Source organism: Paenibacillus sp. FSL H7-0737 (genome assembly GCF_000758545.1).
Classification (GTDB): Bacteria; Bacillota; Bacilli; order Paenibacillales; family Paenibacillaceae; genus Paenibacillus_AQ.
The window spans coordinates 2618878-2640350 of record NZ_CP009279.1 but is presented as its reverse complement, the minus strand read 5'-3'; the positions used below and the strand labels follow the sequence as shown (position 1 = coordinate 2640350).

The following is a 21473-nucleotide window of genomic DNA, read 5'->3' as shown; positions in this document are numbered from 1 at the left end:
TTATTTCCTCCTGTATATGTTTACGATGTTTTTACTTTAGTATTTATATCAAGGAGATCCTGAACGATGCTTCTGTCGATATCGAGATCAAACTTTCTCCCCCAAAAGCATTCTGTACCCGTACTAGTGATCCGGTCATAATCTTCTATCGTTAGTGTTCTTGGATAATCCGGTCCTGTTTCCCAGTCTGTATACCTCTTAATTTCACTCCGTACATTGTTCTTAAACCCACTATTCAAAATAATCGTATGGAAGAAGATTTCATCTCCACATAATGTGTTCTTAAAAAATCTAACATACTCTGGAGAAGTAGAAGTAAACTCCATGATGTATTCCATACATTCACCTGTAATAGACATCCAGTTAGAGCCTTTATACAGCGATTTTGGCAGAACACCCAACCTTCTATGCAAGAATGGAACGTTCATTACTGCTTTAATATACCTCATTCTAATGGCAGCCATACGCCTGGTTCTTGAGATCAGGAATCTAGGATAATAAACCGACACCCGCTCATAACATCCCCACGTTTCAGAAGTATTCGGTAATTGCTGATGCTTCACAAATTCGTTCCCCTGATTCTTCTTAAAGAAATCAAGAATAACTTCGTTGGAAGCTAAGGGCAGATCCTGACCACTTATGATGTGTATATAATTGAATTTCCCATGTTCTTTGATCAGCGCAAAACACTTCAAAACACATTCAATCTGACTGTAATGTCCCCACCTTACATCAATAGGCTCTTTCACAAAATGAATATCGTTACGATGAGTAATATCACCTTCAATACCACTCTTCTGATCGACATGTAGGAAAAACTCGACGGAGTCATTAGTTAAACTATCGATTAGCATATTGATCTGCTCAGGATTTTTGTGACAAAGGATCACATACGCCATTTTGAATGATTCCAACAACCTTCACCCTTCCGCCCATCTTTTTCCAAATATTATAAAATAAATGGACAAAAATGGATAGTTCTTTCTATCCAGAAAAAGGTGAATTCGATTGGTGATTAGTTATTTCGTATGACTTTTCACTATAAGTCTGATTCCAATGTTCCATGGATCTTTGAATGTAGGGGCTCCAATCTCTTCAACAACGGTGTAACCCGCCTGCTTAACACGCTCCACTACAGACGTACGCTCCTCTTCATTCGGAAGAAGTAAGGTGAAATAATCAATTCCTACTGCATCAGCAGGTGCCACAGGTGCGCCTTGCCCTGCCCATATATTCAATCCAATGTGGTGATGATACCCACCTGCTGAGATAAACATTGCCGCACTGCCATAATTAGCTACTTGATCAAAACCAAGCAAACCAACGTAGAACTCCTTCGCCTTAGTTAAATTACCCACATGAAAGTGTACATGTCCGATCACCGTTCCAGCTGGCAGCCCGTTCCATTGTAAACCTTCAGAAGCCGCCAACAAACCATCTACATCCACTGGGTCCGTTGTCATCATTACATGCCCTTCCGCATCATACTTCCATGTATCCCTAGGACGATCTCTATAAATTTCGATTCCGTTGTTATCCGGGTCCTGAATATACAGTGCTTCACTCACCAAATGATCTCCCTGACCCACTTCAATTCCCGACGCGATCAAATTGCGTACAACGAGTCCCAAGCTAGGACGATCCGGAACAAGGATAGCAAAATGATACAATCCAGCCACTGAGTTCGGACGAAGAACCTTTGCATTCTCAATCTCCCGCAGAATCAATAACACATTATGACCGTCAGCAGTCATTTCCACCTCACGGCCAGATTGCCGCAAGACACTTAACCCCACCACGTCCTGATAAAAGGTGAGCGAACGCTCTAAATTACTTACTCTAATTTGTACCAGACCAATCTCTACGTCCGGATGAAGTGTTGTTTTAGTTGTCATTATATTTCCTCCCACTATTCCTGTAACTTGATCAGTTACAAATTAACTATCTTTAGTATAGTTACCTTCTATATGTTTGTCAATTACCAACAAAAAAATCATGCTGACTGATTCACAGCCAAACATGATTCATAAGAACACCTCATCCTTAGGAGTGCCATTCCTGTAAATATTCAGATACACTGGATTCAAGAAGTCCAATTAAGTCTTCATCCATATACTTATAATCATCTGATATATTCAAACAAATTATTCTTTTGCCGATTACTCCGTCTCTGAATTTATCTTGAATTCTTCGAACATGCTTCTTCTCCATCACAAAAATAACATCCGCCCAGCCCACATGCCCTTCAGAAAGTTTGATTCTGGCATGATCCTCTGTTCCAGCAGATCTCACTTCATGACCATCAATTCCTTGAAATATCTTCTCCGCAGTTAAACTCCGCCAGCGATTCTGGCTGCAGACAAACAGTAGTTTAATAGAGAGCACCTTCCTTATCCGATTAATACCTTATTTCGTTTGTCGGTTTAGATAAACCCTCCTATTTAAGGAGGCATCCGAAACCCATGTTGTTAATAAGTCTTTGTTAAAAAGATATTCATTACCAACTCTGATATAAGGGAACATAGTCCCTTCAAAAATGCCCGATCTACTTAAATTCTCATGCTCCGTTTTAATAATATTCATCACTTGATCTTCAGTCAGATTTAAGTATAAGGCCGTCTCTTTAATATCCATCAAAAGCTTATCTGCCGTTACTATGGATGGAGTCTGGTCTTGATCAACTACCAACTCTTTATCGCCATTAGTTATTGAACATCCAATAATAAATGAAATCCCTAGAATAAGACTCGCCACGATAATTGAGATTTGATTAGACTTCATTGATCACCTCCACCGTACACTTCATGAAGAGGTCTGTAGCTTGGATGTTCTTCGATTTGCGTAACGACAACACCTTGCTCTGAGTCCATCACACGGTAGGCTTTAGCTTCTTCTCTGGTCGACATCACCTTATATTCATTATCCTTGTAGATGATGGCACAGTTATTATCCACTGCGATTCCGAGCAAACCTCCGTCTTTTACCATACGCGAAAAATCCTCAACCCGAATATTCTCATTATAATGCGGACAATGAATACCTGGCAGAATCCCCATCGCTTCAAGCTTAATATACTGCCAGTTCCCTTGGTCGTCGAACGCTTCAGAGTCACTATGCCCATATTCAAACCAGCAAATGGAACCTGCACTCAGCCCTGCCAAAATAGTCCCCGAGTTGTACGCTTCTTTTAGAAGAGCATCTACGCCGGTATTTTTCCAAATCTCCAGCATCTTTCGGGTATTACCACCACCAACATAAATCAGATCAGCGGATATAATTAACTCTGCGATTTCTTCATGGGTATAGGTTTGGCTCACAAGCAATAAATGACTTGTTTCACATCCTAGAATCTCGCCGTACACTTTGTTGAACGTATCACAATAACCTGGTGCATCACTACTAGCTGTTGGAATAAATAACGCTTTCGGATTAGCTTTCTGGGTTAACTTCACAACTTCACGATCCATTTCAAGCGTTTCTAAATCGATTAGCTCTCCCCCACCGATTACCACGATAGTCCCCATAATCTCCCCTACTTTCACTAGGATCTGTTTTCTCCCTTTCCGTATTCCTCTGCAAGAATGCTGTAAATCTCCAAATCAATGAGCCCTTTACCTGACCATACATGGGCTTGTCTTAACGTCCCCTCTTTCATAAAGCCACTTTTCAAAAGGACCCGCTTGGACCGCTCATTAAAAGGCATGACTTCAGCTTGGATTCGATTGACCTCTGCCGTCTCAAATAAATATTTTTTCACCATTTCAACGGCCTGAGTTGCAATCCCTTTTCCCCAATAAGACTCCGCCAAAAAATAACCAATCGTGACCATATCCACTTTTTGATTAAAATCCATAGCTTCGATGATACCTAGCAGTATGTACGGATTATTTTTACGGAAAATTCCCCACTTCACTCTTAACCCTTTATTAAAATCACGTTCGAAATGTCCGATCATATTCTTTACTGTATCTTTATTATGTTTCGGAATAATTCCGCAGTACTCAAACACTTGATCATTGCTATAAATTCCAAATACCTCTTCAAGGTTACTAACTTCAATTTTTTTCAGTGTTAGTTGTTCAGTTTCTAAAGTAGGGAATTGCTCAAATACATGACTAAGCTTCAATTCGTTCCCTCCGTTACTTTTTGATGTTGTGAATCAAGGTTACCGCTCGAAAGCTCATCTTCTATCCCCGCGCATTCCCTCTATACTGCGCAGTTCTAAGCTCTCGAATATAGGGCTCTGTAGCTGGCATAACTGCATCTATGGCTTGTTGAATGGCTAACTCAATATCATAAGGAACTCTTACAAATTGTATATTCAAAGATGCTGTTGTCAGGCCTCCATACTCCCCCTCCAAAATCACATAAGATGCCTGAGTGACATCTAGAGGATTCCCCACACTGCCAACATTAAATAAAGTCTTCCCTTCTAAATGTTGTATAAAAGCATTGTGAATGTCCCCATAGCCTACGATATCCGCTTGTCGCTTCTCCTGGCAGAGATCAGAACAACCAAACATAGATAACCGCTTCTCATAATCGTCCCAAGGCTGAATCCGTTCATAATAGCTTCGCGGTGAAGCATGAAATAATCGGATAAACTTACCACTCATCATAAACTCAATCGAGAACGGTAATGTACCTAAATAAGCAAGGCGGTCTTTCCCTAACAAATTCCGACTCCACCGGGCCATTTCAAAATCAACATCCTGATTCATTAAATCATCCCAGTTTCCCATAACACTGATTTCACAATTGTTCTTAATGATATCAGCGGCTAGATCTGAATTTGGTCCTTTACCAACAATATCACCTAGGCAAAATATCCTGCTAATTCCACGCTGCTTAATATCCTCTAATACGGCTGTCAAAGCCGGGATATTTCCATGAATATCTGAGATTAATGCGATTTGTTCCACTGTAAATCCTCCGTTCATTTTCCACTTCAGCATATTAGAGTTTCCCTATATGAAGTATTATCTGTTTTCTGCCTTCTAAATACAGATTCTATGATTACGCCCTACTTCCCTTCTTTAAGTCACTACTCTCCTGACCCGAGCCATTCGGAGCCTCTTGATATGTTTCCAATAAAAAAAGACCACAATCACGTTAGCACATGTTGTGGTCTTCATTCTACGTTGCGATATGGAGTGGTTATATTTCAGGCATTTCATTCACAATCTGCTCCAAAGTAACCTCCTGAAGGACATTCTCCATCGCCTTTTGCGCGAGCGAGAATACCGGTACAATGGCGCTGGCTATATTTTTGCCGACTGGACAATCGGGATTAGGGTGCTCATGAACTGAGAACAACGAATCCTCTTCCACCGCGTTTACTGCCTTATAAATCTGAAGTAGTGTAATCTCAGCGCTACTACGTGAAAGTGAGGCTCCTGCGACTCCGGGGCGGGCCGTTACCAGTCCTGCTTTTTGCAACATACTAGTTAGCCGGCGGATAACTACAGGGTTGGTGTTCACACTACCAGCTATCCACTCCGAGGTACTTTTACCCTCTTTATTACTGTCGATTAACGTTAATATATGAATGGCTACCGCAAATCGGGTGCTGATGTTCACTATAAATCTCTCCTTTTGCCATACTACCGGGCTAGCAACAAGTGCATTAATCAGATGCAACAATAATAGTTACATTTTATGCATTTGTCAAACACTTAAGGAGATGCACTTCAGGATCTTAATTAGTGAATATTATGCTTTTTGAAATTACCACCCTTAACTTCTGCTACATCATATACTACAACAAAAGCGTTAGGGTCAATTTCATGAATGATTTCCTTGATTTTGCTTTCTTCCAGACGGTTAATTACACAGGTAATTTCTTTGAACTGTTCATTGGAGTAACCACCGTATGCATCAGTATAGGTTGCCCCACGTCCCAATCGGTCACGAATCGTTTCCACCATAATTTCCGGTTGAACGGTGATGATTTTGAAAGTTTTAGATCCGCTCAAACCTTCCTCAACGATATGAATCACTTTAGAAGCAATAAAATAAGCAAGTGCAGATAGAATCGCCCCTTGTAGACCAAATGCAGTTGAAACAACAATAAAGACAAACATGTTTAGGAATAAGATTAGATCACTTGTCCCAAAAGGTATTTTTCGTGAAAGCAATACAGCCAACATGTCGATCCCATCTAACGCTCCACCATTACGTAACGCTAAACCCATACCAAAACCGATGATAATCCCGCCTACAACAGTAATTAATAATGTATCTCCTTCAATAATCGTTGGCACATGGTGCATTAGGCTTGTACCAATGGCTAGTGAGGCAATACCGATAATGGAATAAATAGCAAAGCTTTTACCAATTTGCTTATATCCTAACCAAACAAATGGGATGTTAATTATAACAATTAGCAGCCCTAACGGTAATCCAAACAGCTGTGAGCCAACGATACTTAGGCCTGTTACACCACCATCTGAAACATTGTTAGGTATTAATACGGATTCCAGGCCATATGAAGTTATAAGTGCCCCTATAATAATTAATATGACTTTTGAAAATATCTTCAGCTTATTTGATTTTTGATGCTGTCTTATTCCATGCATTCCATTTCCCCACTTCAAATTAGTTTTTTATATCACTGCAAGTGAAAAACATCCACTGGACAAAAGCCGACAAAAAACAGTCTATAATAAATGTCACCACTTTGGCAAATCAGACGCCGCTAGTATGATATCTATTATTTTACCCATATGACTTAAAATAATCTTATCGTTCCATAAAAAATGAAAAAACCAGACTACGAAAATTCGTAATCTGGTAATCTCCTCTATCACACCTTCATGTATTCGTTATACAATTCCTCAAAAGTATCGTATCTTTCAACTTTCCTTCCCACCTTATTATATTCTTCCAGATATTCATCCATGACCTGCAGGAACTGCTCTTTAAATAAATGCAGATGATCTGAATCAAAATACTGCATAATATCAAACTTTTTTGTTCCTCTTGATTCTGTCATTTCATCAAGAAAATTTTGTATGCCCATGGCTGCATAATAAGCATAAGATTTATCATTTAATTCCACACTTGCTATAACCTTATTGCGGCAGTTACACCATAATTCCTCAAAGGTGCCACCAAGATTATCATAGGTAGGGATAGGCTGAATCACAAAATCCTTATACATTTTATTATATAAATCATTGACGCTTTCTAAAAATCTATATGATGCACTTCTGATTTCAATAATTGTCTTCGCATCGATCACAGCCATATATATATTTTCAAAATCATCAGGAACATAACGATACGTAGCTATTTCCTCCAGATATCTCTTAAGTCCCCTTTTAAAATAGGTATTGTTCAAATGTGTTAGAGCATTTACCGAATTGTATACAACTTCGCATGAAGCATACCTCACTGCTCCGATATCTTCAGAAAGTAATGTATTCGTATATTCTTTTTTTGCTATGTCTATATTCTTTTTCGCTCTACTAATACATTCATTCCCTATAGGCTTAGCCAAAGCATCGAGAGCTCTTTGTTTATATAAGTTTAGCTTTTCCAGATATTCGGGTTTCGCACAATATAACAGCTCTAAATCTATCAGACACGAAATCATTGGGCTCTCAAGATTCGCTTGATCTTCTATCCTTGTTTCCCATGGCGTACAATAGATGTCGTATCCAACATCCTCAAGAATAAAACACGAAGATATTCCCCAGCCTTGGGCCGTGTTATTAATTATAATTAGATCAAGATCGCTTTTTTCATGAAAATCTCCGGTACTGAAAGAACCTGTAAGCCCAATGATTGCAATGTCATCAGGAAAATCTCTCTTAGCACGTTCAATAACCATACTAATTAGTCTGTCATTTTTATTTAGAATTTTTTGTCTAATATCAGCATCCATATCCAATTCTCCTCTTACTCCATTTTAATTCCATTGTATATGGATATAGCTCCAGTAAGTATTCCGACTTTATATATATTCAATCTATACCAAGAAAATTTCATCTAAAGGTCTTCCGTCACAAGGATTAAAATCAATCCCTAAAATCTTTGCCATCGTAGGAGCTATATCTACCATTTTGAGATCCCCTATAGGAAAATCACTTTTCACCTTATTCCCTGAGATCACCAAGTTGCATCTATAATCCTCTTTATCGGGAGAGTAGCCATGCGTAGCATATTTAATCCCTTGTTTGTCCAAATCAACAATCGTAGGTTCATCCATGCTCTCATCAAAACAATAGCCTCTCCTAGCTTCAAGCATATATTTAGTAGATGGGCCCACATGAAGTTGATTCAGCTGCTCTCTAGTATATATTTCCTCTATACCTGAAGCGTCATCATCCATATATTCCTGAATAACAGCTAACGCTAATTGTTCAGCTTCTTCATCACCTTCTTTAATATGCAGATAAGCGGATCCGCCCCCACACTGAAAGTAAGCTCTCCACTTCATTTCGCCGTTCTCTTCATAGATCAACCCTTTTTCCTGCAAAAGGTTGTTCAAATGCACTTTATACCGAACATTGAACTGGCCATGGTCACCCAAAACTAAAAAAACCGTGTCATCCTTTATCCCGGCTTCATCCACTGCTTGCATAACATCACCTAATCGCTTATCCATACGTGTGATTACCCGCTTCACTTCATCGCTGTCAGTACCGTAGACATGCTTGGCGTCATCCAGATCAATCAAATGCATCATAAGAAGATTAGGCTTTTTACGCTTAATCGTTTCCATCGCACACTTTGTCGTGAAGTCATCCAGATAAGGCTGTTCAATTCCTTTTCGAAGCCGTCCATATTTCAGCTCCATTTCAATGCAATATAACGGGCTCCCGCTTTTTAACACCTTCAGTGCCTGATTTTCGTTGTTGATGGCTCTGATTTCAGGGATATTATATTGGATTGAGGATTTCCCTGATACCGGCCAGAGGATTCCTGCGGTACTCATGTTATGCTCGCGCGCAGCATCATAAATCGTGGGCACCTTTATCGCATTTCTGAACCAGAACCAGCTTTGCTCCTTTTCCTTCACAAACGACTGAAATGGATTGTTATGGTGGATACCATGCTTATCTGGATATACACCGGTTGCTATCGTAGTGTGTACCACATAAGTGAGCGTGGGATATACACTTTTTAATTGATTACTATGCGCTCCGTTCTTAATCAATTTCGATAGGTTTGGAAGACGGCTGGCCATTTCCCATTGGTCTTCTGAAAAGGCATCGTAAGAGATGACAATCAGATGTTTGGCCATTGCCGTTTGTTCTTCGCTTGACTTCATAGGATAAGTCCCTTCGGTTCATCTTGTTCAAGCTTCTCTTTTGGTAAAGTTATAAATACGAAGAATCCAATAATAAATAGTGGGATAATCGCTAAAATACTAAATTTAGCGTTGCCTGTTAGGGTAGTTGTTAATGACATTACAGCAGGACCCACAATCGCCGCAAACTTGCCAAAGATATTGTAAAAGCCAAAGAATTCATTGGATTTTTCCTTAGGAATAATCTTCGCATAATAAGATCTGCTAAGCGCTTGAATCCCTCCCTGGGCAGATCCAATTAGCGCTCCCAGAATAAATATATGCCACACTGAAGTAATAAAGTAAGCCGCGATACAAGAAATGATATATGTAAAAATCCCCACGATGATCATTGTTCTAGCTGAGTATTTTTTGGCAAGATTACCGTACAGGATAGCACACGGAAATGCGATGATCTGGATAACTAATAAGATCCCCAGTAAAGTAAAGGTATCAAAAGCATCCGCACCCAGTACCGATGTGGCATATGGCACTACCATTTTAATAATCGTATCTACCCCATCAATATAGAGAAAGTAGGCGATCAAGAATACAAATACTACTTTATGCTGTCTGACATTTTTAAACGTGTCTCCCAGTCTTTTAAAGCTATTAATGACCGGTTTGGGTTCAGGTTCTATGTAATATCTTTGCTGCACATCCTTGATCATAGGCATGGTCAGCAGTCCCCACCAAAGGGCAGTGATTATAAATCCAATCTGATAGCCGATTGATTTATCCATCCCCATAAACAGAATCAGCAGTAGGCTGATACCGAATGGAATAACGCTGGCGATATATCCAAAAGCAAACCCTTTTGAGGATACCTTATCCATCCTTTCATCCGTGGTTACATCCACCAGAAAAGAATCATAAAAAATATTGGCCCCGGCAAATCCTATGACTGACAAAATATAAAATACAATCAATAACTGCCACTGCCCACTCGCAGGTGCAACGAAAGCCAGCGAAGCAGTAGCTATCACGCCGATCAATGAGAAAAATATGAAGAAGCGTTTTTTCTTATCCTTATAATCTGCCATCGTCCCTAAAATCGGGCTAAGGATGGCCACCAGAATACTCGCTATGGAATTAAAATACCCCAAATCCATGCTGTTGTTAACATTCGAAAACATCCCAAATACAATAGGCAGTAAAGCCGTTGTAACCGCCATCGAATACGCCGAATTTCCACAGTCATATAAAATCCATGATTTTTCCTCTTTACTTAATTTCATCTAACAGCCACCTTTTCACCTAGTTCCTTCTGTTATATCACTTAAGCATATGTGGCATGTTAAATGCATGTAAAACTACACTTCATAATTCCACTGGAGAGCTGATCCTCATGTCCTCTCCTGTATTGTCAAACTTTTAAGGACCTCAGCAACCTGTAGAGCATACTTTTTACTCAAACGTGACTTACCAAGATTACTCTTCACAATCTTAATCATTCGGGTATCTCGGCTCTTAGCGAATTTCTCCAGCATGGCAAAGCCCGCTTCAGGTTCACTCGCCACAAATACACTTAAGCTGTATTCAAGCCCCTTAGATAATACACGAAAATGCTCAGCGTCCTCATATTGCACTTCCCCACTACCCATATTTTCCATGATTCGAGTAGCCAACTGAAGACAATAAAGCGTATTCTCTTTCTCTTTTAAAAGAGGAGGATGCGCTAACGCTGCTACAAAAGCTCTTTGTTCAAGCCCGTTCGCACCCTCCTCCCACATCTCGATCAACTGCCTGATAAGGGCAAAACCATCCTCCCCTATACTTTGCAGCGCCATAGCAGACGCTTCACGCATCCTCCATCTGGAGTCGTTCATAGCTGTCTTAATGATGCTCTGAATCACAATTCGCTGCTCTTCTTCAGCGTAGCTGTAATAAGCGCCCAGCGCTCTAACCGCACAAAACGGCAGAAACTCACGGGGATCATTCACCCCAGCTTCTGCCTCTGTAAGATTAGCCCATGAATTAAGAAACTCCCAGTCTGTTTCCGTTAGTTTAGGATGGGCAAAATGTTTGGCAAAATTGCCTGATAGCTCCAAATTCACTCGTGGTCCGGGAAGATTACTCTCCTTCATCAGTAAATCTCTAAGCTGTACCCACTGCTCCTTATCGCTTACCCATTGCTGAAACAGCATATCAACCATTTTTTGTCCAGCCATCTCTGGTCCCTCCGGTATTTACCTTTAGATTTGAACAATCCCCTGCATCTCGTATGGATAATCAATCTGCTTTTTCACCGAATTCATTGCTGCTTCTCCAGCCAAGTGTGTAATCAGATATAACCCCAGATCAATAGAAGTGGAAACTCCACCACCTGTAATCACATTACCATCATGCACGATACGGCTCTCCACAACTTCTACACAGTAAGGTTTTAGTAATTCATAGGCAGATGGATGGGTAGTAGCTTTCTTCCCTCCTAGCAGCCCCGCAGCCCCAAGCAGCAGTGAGCCTGTGCAGACAGATACCTTATAAGGAACATTGTGAGCACCAGCAATCCACGAGACAAAACCTTCATCATAACGAAGTTTCCGTGTCCCCATCCCTCCAGGTACAAATACCATGTCATACTCCGAAAGCTCTGGCAGCACTTTTCCAGCTTTAACTGTGAAACCTAACTCATCCGTCACTTCCTCCGACGCTGCACATATATCCCAAGACAAATTTTTGCCGATTTCAAATTGCCCCAATCGATAAATAACATCATAGAACCCCGCAAAATCTAAGAACGTAATCCCGTCAAAAAGTATAAAGGCGATTTTCAATTTCGCACTCTCCTCTTTATGGCTTGGTTAGGATAATAGGCTCACCTTTAGTCACAATAATCGTATGTTCAAACTGTGCTACCCGGCCATTGTCTACGACACTCAGTGTCCATCCATCCGACTGCTGCTCCACGTAATCTGCTCCAGTAGAAAGGAAGGGTTCAACCGTAATCACCTGTCCCTCTTTTAACACTGTAGTCACTCTTGGATTGTAGAAAGGTAAGATTTCAAAAGGCTTCTCATGGAGTGATTTGCCAATCCCGTGGCTGCACAGATTACGTACCACTCTATAGCCGCGTTTCCGAGCTTCGAGTTCCATCATTCTGCCAATCTCATTGACCTTCATCCCTGCTCTCAGATGATTGATCACGCTCATCATAGTTTCCTCTGCACTCTGGCATAGTCGAAGAATGTCATCATTATAAGGTGGTAGTTGAAACGAAACTCCGGCGTCCCCATAATAACCATTCAGTTCAGCAGATACATCAATATTGATCAAATCACCCGCATTAATCACTCTAGGACCAGGAATCCCATGAGCAACCTCTTCATTCACACTGATGCAGGTGCTGCCTGGAAAATTATACGTTATCATTGGGGCTGAAGATGCTCCGAATTCCGCTAGAATTTCAGCTCCAATCTTATCAAGCTCCGCTGTTGTCATACCTGGAGTTACTTTCTTTTTCATCTCGGCGATGGTATGTCCTACTACTCTCCCTATGGCTTTTAGCCCTTCTAAATCTTGTATGGTATCACTCGTCATCTATCACACATTCCTCTCACTTCTGGTATGAATCACTTGTCTAACTTCTGAAATGCACTTCCATTCCACTGGAAAATATCTTCCATCTGTTTACCCGCTACATTATCGTAATAACTTCTCTTGAAGCTATGATCATCCACTTTATCAAGCTTTATCGAATACCCCTTTGGACTGCTGATAAATAAATCAGAGCCGAGTTTGATCCCTAATTCCTCTATAACGTTATTTTTTCTAAGCGTAAATAGCTTGTAGAAGTAACCGTTACTGGATCCGTACTGACCAATCGTAAAATCCGGATCGCCGTCGCCATTATAGTCCTCAAACTGAATTTGAAAAAAATCATTAAATATTATGGGATCCTCAAAATGTTCACTGAGTGGAAAGCTATTCAAAGTTCTCCCTTGATTATCGATAAGCGCAAGCCCAAATTTGCCACTCCAATTTCTTCCCATCAACGGACCTGGTATCGTCCAATCCTCACTGTAGGTTCCATCTAAAAGCTGCAGATTCAAGAATCCAGTTCTATTAGTTAAGGGATAGAGATCATTATGTGATATCGTTACTGGCCCTGTAACCTTAACAGAAGACTCCAGCGACTCCGTCTGTTCTATGTTCGCCTGATCTGCTGTTCCATAGATGAGTTGTCTTATTTGATCTGCGTTCTTCACCGGAATCGAGTAGCCCTGACCACTATTCTCAGCTGTAGTAAATAAACCTTTATAGCCAAGTTCATTACCTATTGCTATGTAATAATCCTCCGAGTAGCCATCACCATAAACAAGCTCCATATCGAAATCAGGAGCCCAATCTAGCTCACCTGATAATTTTACACTCTTGTTCATAGCCTCCGAAAGCGCCTTAATCAGAGCGGAGTCCTTCAGTATTAGGGTCTCAAAATGTTCGGGTCGATCAACTTGGTTCTGATCACTAGTTGTTACAGGAGTTAAAGACACTCCGGCGATCCACCTTGCATTGATGAAGCCCACCTCATTCTTACACCCGCTTAAAAGAGCAACCAAGAACAAGGGTACAACCCATAGTAATTTCCTAATGCGAACCACCTCCAAGAAAAGAAACATAACCCAATTATAACAGCGTCCATAAATTTAAAGAAATCGACTTTCCGAACCGTTACAAGCATAAACGCCTTCGATAAGGATAATTTATAGCATGGAGCATATAAATTCTTATATTTTTAAAAAAAGACTACAACCTGCTCCTTTAATGAGTGGTTCTAGTCTTATAAAATCAAGTAAATATGTAGTGATATGATCAGACGATTAAGCTTGAATTGCGCTAACCGTCTTAAGCCAAGCCTCTGCAATAAGTGCATGGCCCGCAGGTGATGGATGTACTCCATCCGGAGCCCAATAAGCAGGCTCTGCTTTCACGGATGCCGCAGCAAACAGGCCATCCAACGGAACAAGTAATGCACCATATTCACGTACCAATTCACGAACAATGTGAATTTTAGGGTCCAAATCCTGGCGCCAAGTTCTACGATCTTCTGGGACAGGCAACACAAATGGCTCGATTAAGACTAAATTAGCAGCCAGCGAATGCTGCGTGCGTTCGATCAGGTCACGATATGCAGCTTCAAATTGTTCAGGCGTTGTTTCCTGACCAGAATCAAAGCGGCGCCAAGTGTCATTTATCCCAATATATATGGACACCCAAGTCGGCTTCAGATTCAGGCAATCCTTCTCCCAGCGTTCCTGCAAATCTACTGCACGGTTGCCGCTAATTCCACGATTATAGAACGTAAGATTCTTCTCAGGATATAAATGCCCCAGACGAGCGGCGACCATCAATGCATAACCTACACCAAGCGATGAAGCATCATCATAATTACGACCCCAATCCGTTATACTGTCGCCTTGAAACAGAATGACATCGTTTTGTCGGAATAACATCACGTAATCCTCCCCTATTTTCCCCTGTTAATATTAGCCAATATAGTATATCAAAAATGAATACTACGTACTAGGACAATCATTAACAATTCATGGTAGAAACCACTAGAGATCAACAAAAAAACCTGCTCAAATTAGAGCAGGTTTTCCAATAATACAATTAATAAGCTAAGCTAAACAATCCTTTAATGTGTGACAAGTAACGAATATTACTTGCTTCCTTCATCAAGGTTGCAGGCAATCCTTTTAGCGGAGTTGAGCTAGCACCAACGATGGCTACACCGTCTTTACGACCTAAGCTCGCAAGCGTCCCTGAGTTGATCGGACTAAAGGATTCAAATGATTTATCCTTCAAGTATGCATAAAGATTGTACCCGATCAATTCGCCCATTTGCCAAGCGATTTGTGCAGTTGGTGGATATGGACGACCATCTTCGGCAAAGACAACGGCGCTGTCACCAGCAACGAATACGTCTTTGTGTGATGTGGATTGCAAGAATTCATTTACCGTTGCACGACCACGGTTCACTTCAAGACCGGACTCACCAATCAGTGGATTTCCTTGTACGCCGCCAGTCCATACGAAGGTGTTAGCAATAATTTTTTGACCATCTTTCAAGTCAATGACATTATCCGCTACATTCGTAACAGGTAGTCCTGTCAAGAATTGAACACCACGTTTTTCTAAGCTTGCCACTGCGCGTTCGATCAATGCATCTGGCAATACTGGTAAAATCTTAGGGCCTGCTTCAACCAGCATCAGTTTAATTTCTTTAGGATCCACGCCATATTTCTTAGTGAGTGTTGGCAACACATCAGCGATTTCACCAACAAGTTCAACACCTGTTAAGCCACCGCCACCGATTAGGATGCTTGCATCCGCTGGATTTTTAGACTTCGCATATTCACGGATACGCTCATCAATATGACGATGAATTCTGTTAGCATCTGCTGCCGATTTCAAAACCATACTGTATTGCTCAAGACCTGGAATGCCAAAATAAGCCGTAGTGCTTCCAAGACCCACAACTAAAGCATCGTAGGACAATGTCACACCATCAGATAGTGTAATTTGTTTATTTTCAACAGAAAAAGAATTCACCTTTGCAATTTTCAGGTCGATATCTTTACCTGCAAAAAGCTTAGCTAATGGCATAGCAACAGCACCTTCTGCAACACTACCCGCTGCAAGACGATGCAATTCTGTAATAATTTGATGTGTAGGATATTGATTAACGACTGTAATTTTAGCTTCGTCCTTCTTCAGGTACTTGCGTACAGTTAAGGCGCTTAGTAGACCACCATAACCTGCTCCTAGAATGACAATATGTTTAGACATGATGTTTCCTCCGTCCTTACGAATGAGATATAAAAAATATTATTTCTGTTGACTGCGTTCGCCGGCAACTTGAAGATAAGCATTTACGAAACGGAAAAGCTTCTGTGCTTGTGGATCTTTCATCATCTTCATAAGACCAAATACACCGATCACATCGCTATTTTCATTCGCACGATCTTGCGCTTCGATCACTGTAGCTGCCATATTCTTCGCCGAATGCACCACTGGTTCAGCAAGTTCTTTTATTGCACTTACCGTATCACTTTTCAAGACTTCATCCGCAGCAACAGTTTGAACAAAGTCATATGACTTTGTGAGCACGCCGACAAGCTCTGTTAATTTTGGCAACTGTTCCACTAAGACAGTTAACGACTCCTGAACTTCAGGCTTCAATAGCTGCTCTAGAACATTCATTTGTTCTTGAGTGACAGCTAATTTTGGTGATTCTTGCTCAGGTTGTGTTTGAGTGATTGTTTCTGACATATCCGAATCTCCTCTGCAAATAAGCTTTGCTGCTTAATAGTAATAAAAAAATAAAAACTTATAACGCCATATTTCTATTATAGCACTTATCAAGTTATAAATGTCACAAAGTTTTTGATTTTTTCTAAAGTTTTGTGATTTTTATTACATTAAAATAAATTAGTCATAATTTTCGATATTTTTTATACATGCATAGATGATTAAATGCTTATTGTGTAAATTTATTCAAATTCATCTCCGCTTTCAATAAAACCTCGACCATTGCCGGATTGTTCTTTAATGGTAGCAATCTAAAATACAGAGAACGAACGAAATTTTTGGTGTTCACACGAGCAACGTACTGGCCACGGCTTCTCGGCCACCCCCCACATTGCTCCAAGTTGCGAATCCAGTCGACAATAGATTGTTGTGGAAGTAAATGATGATCTATCATTGTAGCTACAATCGTAGCGATCCGTTCATCTTCTTCGTCGCTAAATATGTGCTGATCGTTGTAAAGCATCCTTTGGATGACTGCCAAAACCTCTTCTCTTATTGCAGCATCACTCTCCGAGCAGAGTACCAGTTCATCCAAGGCATCTGCGCCATGGGCTGCAGCATGAGCCCAGCCTTCTTCAGGCATAAATCCTCGTAAATCCTGTTCTTCCTCATAATATCTAATCAGCGCTTCCTTCACATTTGTAAACTCTGCGCTAGCTAAAAAAGCCTGTTCCCTGTGCCGCTGAAGAATCAGCGCAACGATCAGTACCGAAAACGTTCTTGTGAACACAGCCTGATCTTCTTTGCTGCCAATGTGATAGAACAAATGCTGCTCGTCAAGGAGAATCAAAAGTAGTTCACGAAGCTCCGCATCACTAAACCATTGTTTCTCGTTAACCCATTTGTAGAAGGTGGAATAGATCAAGTCATCTCGTAGCTTCGGCTGTGGATCTCCTATGTACTCAAGCATCAATTTCACATAATCCCTTAATTGCTCCCCACTTCTAAGCTCGTAATCGTTCTCTTCAATTCTTTGCAAGTCAATTATCAACTGCTCTCTAGTATCGTTCAACATTCCCACCCTTTCATTAATAAAAGCAATTTAAATTTTTCGTATCCTAATATCCTAATTTACATCCCAATATTTTACAACATAGTAATTATTCTTCGACATTCCAAAGTACTTAGAGAGCTGAATGTAAATGAAGTGAATTTAATCATTGACGAATATAATTAACTGTGCTATTTTGAGTTAGTAACTAATAGTTAGTTCATTTATAAATATCACTTATTTATAATTAACAAGCAAATACATAACATATGGAGGAATAACTCATGAGCGCTTTTACAGATTTGATTGAATCCCGCAGGTCTGCTATGAATTTTGTTGAAGGGGTGAAGATCCCTCAGAATGAACTAGAGGAAATGTTCTCTTACGCCAGATTGGCTCCATCTGCATATAATCTTCAACATGCCAATTATAAAGTGGTTTCTGATGAGAATTTAAAAGATGAGATTCGTAAAGCGGCTTACGGTCAATATAAAATCCACTCCGCCTCAGCGGTAATAGTGGTACTCGGGGATAAGAATGCTTATCTGAAAGCCCCAGAAATCTTCGGAGGACTTAAAGCTTTAGGGGCTATGAGTCAAGAGGATTATGATGCAGAGATAGAAACGATTAACAATGCATACAAAGGAAATGATGCTTTCCAAAGAGATGAGGCTATTCGGAATGCTTCACTCTCTGCCATGCACTTCATGCTGATTGCCAAAGATAAAGGCTGGGATACCTGCCCGATGATCGGCTTTGATCCGGAAGCAATTCAATCCACTTTAAATCTACCCGATCATATGGTACCTGTTATGCTGATCACTATCGGCAAAGACAAGAAACATAAAATCAGACCACGTGGCTATCGTAAACCGGTCAATGAATTCGTTGAATTTATCTGAGGGTTATTGGTAGATATCGATAGATATAACAAAAGCGTTTCATCCGATATTTGAAGTTCGGATGGAACGCTTTTTTACTAAGGATGTGGAGCTTAAATCTTTCTTCACTACTTAGCATACTGAAGAATTGCAATTGCTGCTCGTTCCCGTCGTTCGGCGTTCTCACTAACAAGAGCTTCCTTCAAAATATCGAGCGCCATTGATAATGTCTCTTCATCCACATGCATTCGATTACTCACCGCTTGCTCTGAATCAGAAGAACCTGTAATCCACAGATCCACACGAGCACTAGGCATCGGCCCCTTATACTGTTTGACCACTCCACTATCGCTAAGAAACTCTTTTATCCCTGCGTTTAGATCGGTTATAGGAAGACTTTTCAGCCAAGTTACACCACGTCGATGGCATGTACCGATGTCTGGCGCGTCAAATAATTCATTGTAAAAATAATCGCCAAGATCTCCTAGATGTACCCAATCGCCATCACACACCAGCACATAATCGCCATCCTGCATCGTATGTACAAAGAGTTGAATGGCTTGTATATGTTCTGTAAGCTCCAACTCACTGTATTGGTATGCATGAATCATCCGATCACGGAGCTCCACTTTACTGATGTTCTCCAAATCCCCTATTCCGGGATATCCGATACTCACATAATTATCCTCTAAAAATGCTGTGATTCGTTCGGTCCCAAGCGGCTTTGATCCCATCTGAAACAGATTCATAGATCATTCCTCCAAGTAATTAATATAATATTTTTTCAGCAAAGAGAACTCTTCTTAGCAAGCTCATATGCCTATCCTCCATCCTGCGTCCTCATTGGTGTAATTAAAAAAAGTGTGGACGAAGTCATGTCTACAGGCTGTATCACCAGTGGTCTTTCTTTTCCAGCAAACCTTATTCTAAGCGTATCACTATCGATCGCCCGAAGGATGTCTCTGAAATATTTTCCGTTAAAAGCTACTCGAAAATATTCACCTTCTAGATACTCCAATGGAATCTCCTCTTTTGCCTCACCCACGTCGGCGGTCCTGGATATTAAATGAAGTATACCGGAGGGATATACACCGAGCGTTACACTTTCACCAGCCAATATAGCAATACGTTCAACCACACGCAACAAACGCTCTGTCTTAACGATCATTTCGGATATATATACCTGTGGAATTAAATTATCGACATAGGGATAAGTGCCCTCAAGTAGCGCAGACTGAACCCTCAAGCCATCAGAAATAAATCTGATTTGTTTCTGACCTATCTCGATTTGGATGCTGCTGCCCTCATCATCGTTTATTATTTTTAAAAGATCCTCAAGGGTGCTGCCCGGTATAATGACATTTAAAGGACTTGCTCCGTAATCTTCTACGGTTTCAACAACATGCTGAGCGAGGCGGATGCCATCAGTCGCGACTACGCGAATGTTTTGATTATCTATTTGAAGTGAAACACCTGTGAGCACAGGTCTAGTCTCCAAGGAAGAGACCGCAAAAACCACATGTTTAAATATTTGCTTCAAAAGTGTGTTCTTCATGCGTATCTTTTGGGTGTTTGGATGATCCACGTAATGGATTCTCGGAAATTCTGCAGTGTCCATCCCGCATAAACGAAACTGAATATTGCCCGATTGGATATTTAGAATCAATGTCTCTGCGATTTCCAGCCTAATTAATTCAGGGTCAAGCTTGCGGATGATCTCATAAAAATAACGAGCGGGCACTACGATCTCACCTGGTTTGTGTACAATCATCGAATCCATCTTCACAGGAAGCTTATATTCAATGGTCATTCTTATATTGCTGGCTGTTAAAGTCAGACCCTCCGCTTGCGCCTGAATATGTATTGCGGAAAGAACACGGGAGGAACTATTCGCGGATATAGCTTTTAAGGCTGCTTGTAGTGCAGTGCTAAGAGAATCTTTTGACACATGGATTAGCAAAGACCTCACCTAACTCTCCTTAGATTCCTTTGCAAAATGTGCCTCAATAATGTTCCGAAATACCTGGGAGCGAGATACGTTCTGTTCCTCACAGGCCTGCTCTATCTCCTGCCAGATGTTTTCTGGTAACGTCAAAGATACCTTTTTAGTTATACCGGTGCTTTTTCTGCCAGCCCCTTCCCGAAGACCTCCCCTCGTAAAAAGAAACCCTAACTGCCCATCTTTAGTAGCTACGCCTACCTTAACTTTATCCTTAGAGCTGCTTGTGATATCGCTTGTGATTTTAGAATTGAATTCACTTAAAATTTCATCTCTGTGTTCGTCTTCGAATTTATGATCACTCAATCCTCACACCTCATAATTTGAATTTAGTAACTAAAATCAATAAATCCACTATTTTCATAATACCATACATGCCAATAATCCACCACCATTCTAGACACAAAAAAAAACACCCCATAGATCGGAGTGTGTGGTTAGCTGGGTAAGCGTTCGAAATTGTGATTGTAAGAGTTAAATACCACACTATCTCAAGATATTCTGGTAATTTGGTGTAAGGTCAGACTTTCGTGGGTCTCTCAAATGCTTGAATGATTCTAACTTCACCTTAGGACCAGGAGTGATTCTAAAAGTCATAGTGTCCTCTCCAACGGAAAGATGTGGACCCACTGTAGGGTGTATATTGAGTGTAATTAAGAAATCAAACCGACGAAATCCATTCACTCGCTTTATATCTGTAACATCTACTAAATAAGGATACACTGTAGGAGTTACCGTCAGAAGTGGCGCATAAATCTCAGCCATTTTTTTCTCAATATGGGGTAAAAGGAAGAGCATTAGTGTGTCTTTGTACATGAGCTCGCGGGAATCCTGATCTGGAAGCTTCGGTTCCGATTCAGATCTAAGCGGAGCCTCAGATTGCGGTTGAACTAAGCCATTAGCGGAGCAAGGTTGTTGCCCCAGCAAGAACATACCTGCGATAAGAAGAGGAGCAATCCAGCTTTTTTTCATCAAAATAGCCTCCTTAGGGAA

25 protein-coding genes are annotated in these 21473 nt (G+C 40.7%); 1 reads left to right on the top strand and 24 read right to left on the bottom strand.

The window, feature by feature from the left end; genetic code table 11:
* Positions 1-20: 20 nt before the first annotated feature.
* From H70737_RS11235 to H70737_RS11140, 20 genes are all read right to left on the bottom strand, one after another.
* On the bottom strand, positions 21-914 hold the full coding sequence (locus tag H70737_RS11235; protein WP_156113098.1) for a beta-1,6-N-acetylglucosaminyltransferase: 894 nt from the start codon (positions 912-914) through the stop codon (positions 21-23).
* A gap of 105 nt (positions 915-1019) precedes the next feature.
* Positions 1020-1895 carry a VOC family protein gene (locus H70737_RS11230; RefSeq protein WP_042187243.1) on the bottom strand — a complete coding sequence of 292 codons (876 nt, stop codon included), beginning with the start codon at positions 1893-1895 and terminating at the stop codon, positions 1020-1022.
* A 148-nt stretch (positions 1896-2043) separates the two neighbouring features.
* Positions 2044-2376: a low molecular weight protein tyrosine phosphatase family protein gene (locus tag H70737_RS11225; RefSeq protein WP_179086694.1), complete on the bottom strand. Its 333-nt coding sequence runs from the start codon at positions 2374-2376 to the stop codon at positions 2044-2046.
* A gap of 30 nt (positions 2377-2406) precedes the next feature.
* Positions 2407-2781 (bottom strand): hypothetical protein, encoded by a 375-nt coding sequence (locus tag H70737_RS11220; RefSeq protein WP_042187241.1) that lies wholly within the window; start codon positions 2779-2781, stop codon positions 2407-2409.
* A complete protein-coding gene (locus H70737_RS11215; protein WP_042193719.1) occupies positions 2778-3524 on the bottom strand; it encodes a Type 1 glutamine amidotransferase-like domain-containing protein in 747 nt (248 codons plus the stop codon). Before H70737_RS11215 ends, H70737_RS11220 begins: the two co-directional genes overlap by 4 nt.
* A gap of 17 nt (positions 3525-3541) precedes the next feature.
* Entirely contained in the window at positions 3542-4126 is a 585-nt protein-coding gene (locus H70737_RS11210; protein ID WP_042187237.1) for a GNAT family N-acetyltransferase, read from the bottom strand.
* 61 nt (positions 4127-4187) lie between these two features.
* Entirely contained in the window at positions 4188-4922 is a 735-nt protein-coding gene (locus H70737_RS11205) for a metallophosphoesterase family protein (protein ID WP_042193717.1), read from the bottom strand.
* Between the two features lie 235 nt (positions 4923-5157).
* Complete coding sequence (locus tag H70737_RS11200) at positions 5158-5580, bottom strand: Rrf2 family transcriptional regulator (RefSeq protein ID WP_042187235.1); 423 nt, start codon at positions 5578-5580, stop codon at positions 5158-5160.
* 122 nt (positions 5581-5702) lie between these two features.
* Entirely contained in the window at positions 5703-6578 is an 876-nt protein-coding gene (locus H70737_RS11195) for a YitT family protein (RefSeq protein ID WP_179085712.1), read from the bottom strand.
* Positions 6579-6805: 227 nt separating this feature from the next.
* Complete coding sequence (locus tag H70737_RS11190; RefSeq protein ID WP_042187231.1) at positions 6806-7888, bottom strand: nucleotidyltransferase domain-containing protein; 1083 nt, start codon at positions 7886-7888, stop codon at positions 6806-6808.
* An 84-nt stretch (positions 7889-7972) separates the two neighbouring features.
* Positions 7973-9277 (bottom strand): alkaline phosphatase family protein, encoded by a 1305-nt coding sequence (locus H70737_RS11185; protein ID WP_042187229.1) that lies wholly within the window; start codon positions 9275-9277, stop codon positions 7973-7975.
* The gene (locus tag H70737_RS11180) at positions 9274-10533 is read right to left on the bottom strand and encodes an MFS transporter (RefSeq protein ID WP_042187227.1); all 1260 of its coding nucleotides are present in this window, start codon (positions 10531-10533) and stop codon (positions 9274-9276) included. The genes H70737_RS11185 and H70737_RS11180 overlap by 4 nt, the downstream gene beginning before the upstream one ends.
* A 108-nt stretch (positions 10534-10641) precedes the next feature.
* Positions 10642-11466 carry a hypothetical protein gene (locus H70737_RS11175; protein ID WP_042187225.1) on the bottom strand — a complete coding sequence of 275 codons (825 nt, stop codon included), beginning with the start codon at positions 11464-11466 and terminating at the stop codon, positions 10642-10644.
* A 24-nt stretch (positions 11467-11490) separates the two neighbouring features.
* Positions 11491-12072, bottom strand: coding sequence for a DJ-1/PfpI family protein (locus H70737_RS11170; RefSeq protein WP_042187222.1), 582 nt, complete (start codon positions 12070-12072; stop codon positions 11491-11493).
* 16 nt (positions 12073-12088) lie between these two features.
* The gene (map, locus tag H70737_RS11165; protein ID WP_042187221.1) at positions 12089-12835 is read right to left on the bottom strand and encodes a type I methionyl aminopeptidase; all 747 of its coding nucleotides are present in this window, start codon (positions 12833-12835) and stop codon (positions 12089-12091) included.
* Between the two features lie 32 nt (positions 12836-12867).
* The gene (locus H70737_RS11160) at positions 12868-13788 is read right to left on the bottom strand and encodes a YhfM domain-containing protein (protein WP_042187220.1); all 921 of its coding nucleotides are present in this window, start codon (positions 13786-13788) and stop codon (positions 12868-12870) included.
* Positions 13789-14115: 327 nt separating this feature from the next.
* On the bottom strand, positions 14116-14748 hold the full coding sequence (locus tag H70737_RS11155) for an SGNH/GDSL hydrolase family protein (protein ID WP_042187218.1): 633 nt from the start codon (positions 14746-14748) through the stop codon (positions 14116-14118).
* Between the two features lie 160 nt (positions 14749-14908).
* Positions 14909-16087 carry an NAD(P)/FAD-dependent oxidoreductase gene (locus H70737_RS11150; protein ID WP_042187216.1) on the bottom strand — a complete coding sequence of 393 codons (1179 nt, stop codon included), beginning with the start codon at positions 16085-16087 and terminating at the stop codon, positions 14909-14911.
* A 39-nt stretch (positions 16088-16126) separates the two neighbouring features.
* Entirely contained in the window at positions 16127-16570 is a 444-nt protein-coding gene (locus tag H70737_RS11145) for a helical membrane plugin domain-containing protein (protein ID WP_042187214.1), read from the bottom strand.
* Positions 16571-16778: 208 nt separating this feature from the next.
* On the bottom strand, positions 16779-17621 hold the full coding sequence (locus H70737_RS11140) for a DUF2785 domain-containing protein (RefSeq protein WP_042193715.1): 843 nt from the start codon (positions 17619-17621) through the stop codon (positions 16779-16781).
* Between the two features lie 263 nt (positions 17622-17884).
* Here H70737_RS11140 and H70737_RS11135 point away from each other — a divergent pair, with 263 nt between their 5' ends.
* Positions 17885-18502, top strand: a complete 618-nt coding sequence (locus tag H70737_RS11135; protein WP_042187213.1) for a nitroreductase family protein — start codon at positions 17885-17887, stop codon at positions 18500-18502.
* Positions 18503-18609: 107 nt separating this feature from the next.
* On the opposite strand, the gene H70737_RS11130 is transcribed toward H70737_RS11135, so the two are convergent.
* The 4 genes from H70737_RS11130 to H70737_RS11115 form a co-directional block, all read right to left on the bottom strand.
* A complete protein-coding gene (locus tag H70737_RS11130; protein WP_042187211.1) occupies positions 18610-19230 on the bottom strand; it encodes a hypothetical protein in 621 nt (206 codons plus the stop codon).
* Between the two features lie 71 nt (positions 19231-19301).
* Positions 19302-20450 (bottom strand): DNA polymerase III subunit beta, encoded by a 1149-nt coding sequence (dnaN, locus tag H70737_RS11125; RefSeq protein WP_042187209.1) that lies wholly within the window; start codon positions 20448-20450, stop codon positions 19302-19304.
* Positions 20451-20786, bottom strand: coding sequence for a hypothetical protein (locus H70737_RS11120; RefSeq protein ID WP_231573432.1), 336 nt, complete (start codon positions 20784-20786; stop codon positions 20451-20453).
* Between the two features lie 180 nt (positions 20787-20966).
* Complete coding sequence (locus tag H70737_RS11115) at positions 20967-21452, bottom strand: DUF3888 domain-containing protein (RefSeq protein ID WP_081951092.1); 486 nt, start codon at positions 21450-21452, stop codon at positions 20967-20969.
* Positions 21453-21473 lie beyond the last annotated feature (21 nt).

Excerpts from the sequence above, each read along its gene's own strand:
- H70737_RS11230 (WP_042187243.1), bottom strand. The coding sequence starts at position 1,895 with ATGACAACTAAAACAACACTTCATCCGGACGTAGAGATTGGTCTGGTA.
- H70737_RS11220 (WP_042187241.1), bottom strand. The coding sequence starts at position 2,781 with ATGAAGTCTAATCAAATCTCAATTATCGTGGCGAGTCTTATTCTAGGG.
- H70737_RS11215 (WP_042193719.1), bottom strand. The coding sequence starts at position 3,524 with ATGGGGACTATCGTGGTAATCGGTGGGGGAGAGCTAATCGATTTAGAA.
- H70737_RS11195 (WP_179085712.1), bottom strand. The coding sequence starts at position 6,578 with ATGCATGGAATAAGACAGCATCAAAAATCAAATAAGCTGAAGATATTT.
- H70737_RS11190 (WP_042187231.1), bottom strand. The coding sequence starts at position 7,888 with ATGGATGCTGATATTAGACAAAAAATTCTAAATAAAAATGACAGACTA.
- H70737_RS11185 (WP_042187229.1), bottom strand. The coding sequence starts at position 9,277 with ATGAAGTCAAGCGAAGAACAAACGGCAATGGCCAAACATCTGATTGTC.
- H70737_RS11180 (WP_042187227.1), bottom strand. The coding sequence starts at position 10,533 with ATGAAATTAAGTAAAGAGGAAAAATCATGGATTTTATATGACTGTGGA.
- H70737_RS11175 (WP_042187225.1), bottom strand. The coding sequence starts at position 11,466 with ATGGCTGGACAAAAAATGGTTGATATGCTGTTTCAGCAATGGGTAAGC.
- map (WP_042187221.1), bottom strand. The coding sequence starts at position 12,835 with ATGACGAGTGATACCATACAAGATTTAGAAGGGCTAAAAGCCATAGGG.
- H70737_RS11155 (WP_042187218.1), bottom strand. The coding sequence starts at position 14,748 with ATGTTATTCCGACAAAACGATGTCATTCTGTTTCAAGGCGACAGTATA.
- H70737_RS11150 (WP_042187216.1), bottom strand. The coding sequence starts at position 16,087 with ATGTCTAAACATATTGTCATTCTAGGAGCAGGTTATGGTGGTCTACTA.
- H70737_RS11145 (WP_042187214.1), bottom strand. The coding sequence starts at position 16,570 with ATGTCAGAAACAATCACTCAAACACAACCTGAGCAAGAATCACCAAAA.
- H70737_RS11135 (WP_042187213.1), top strand. The coding sequence starts at position 17,885 with ATGAGCGCTTTTACAGATTTGATTGAATCCCGCAGGTCTGCTATGAAT.
- H70737_RS11130 (WP_042187211.1), bottom strand. The coding sequence starts at position 19,230 with ATGAATCTGTTTCAGATGGGATCAAAGCCGCTTGGGACCGAACGAATC.
- H70737_RS11115 (WP_081951092.1), bottom strand. The coding sequence starts at position 21,452 with ATGAAAAAAAGCTGGATTGCTCCTCTTCTTATCGCAGGTATGTTCTTG.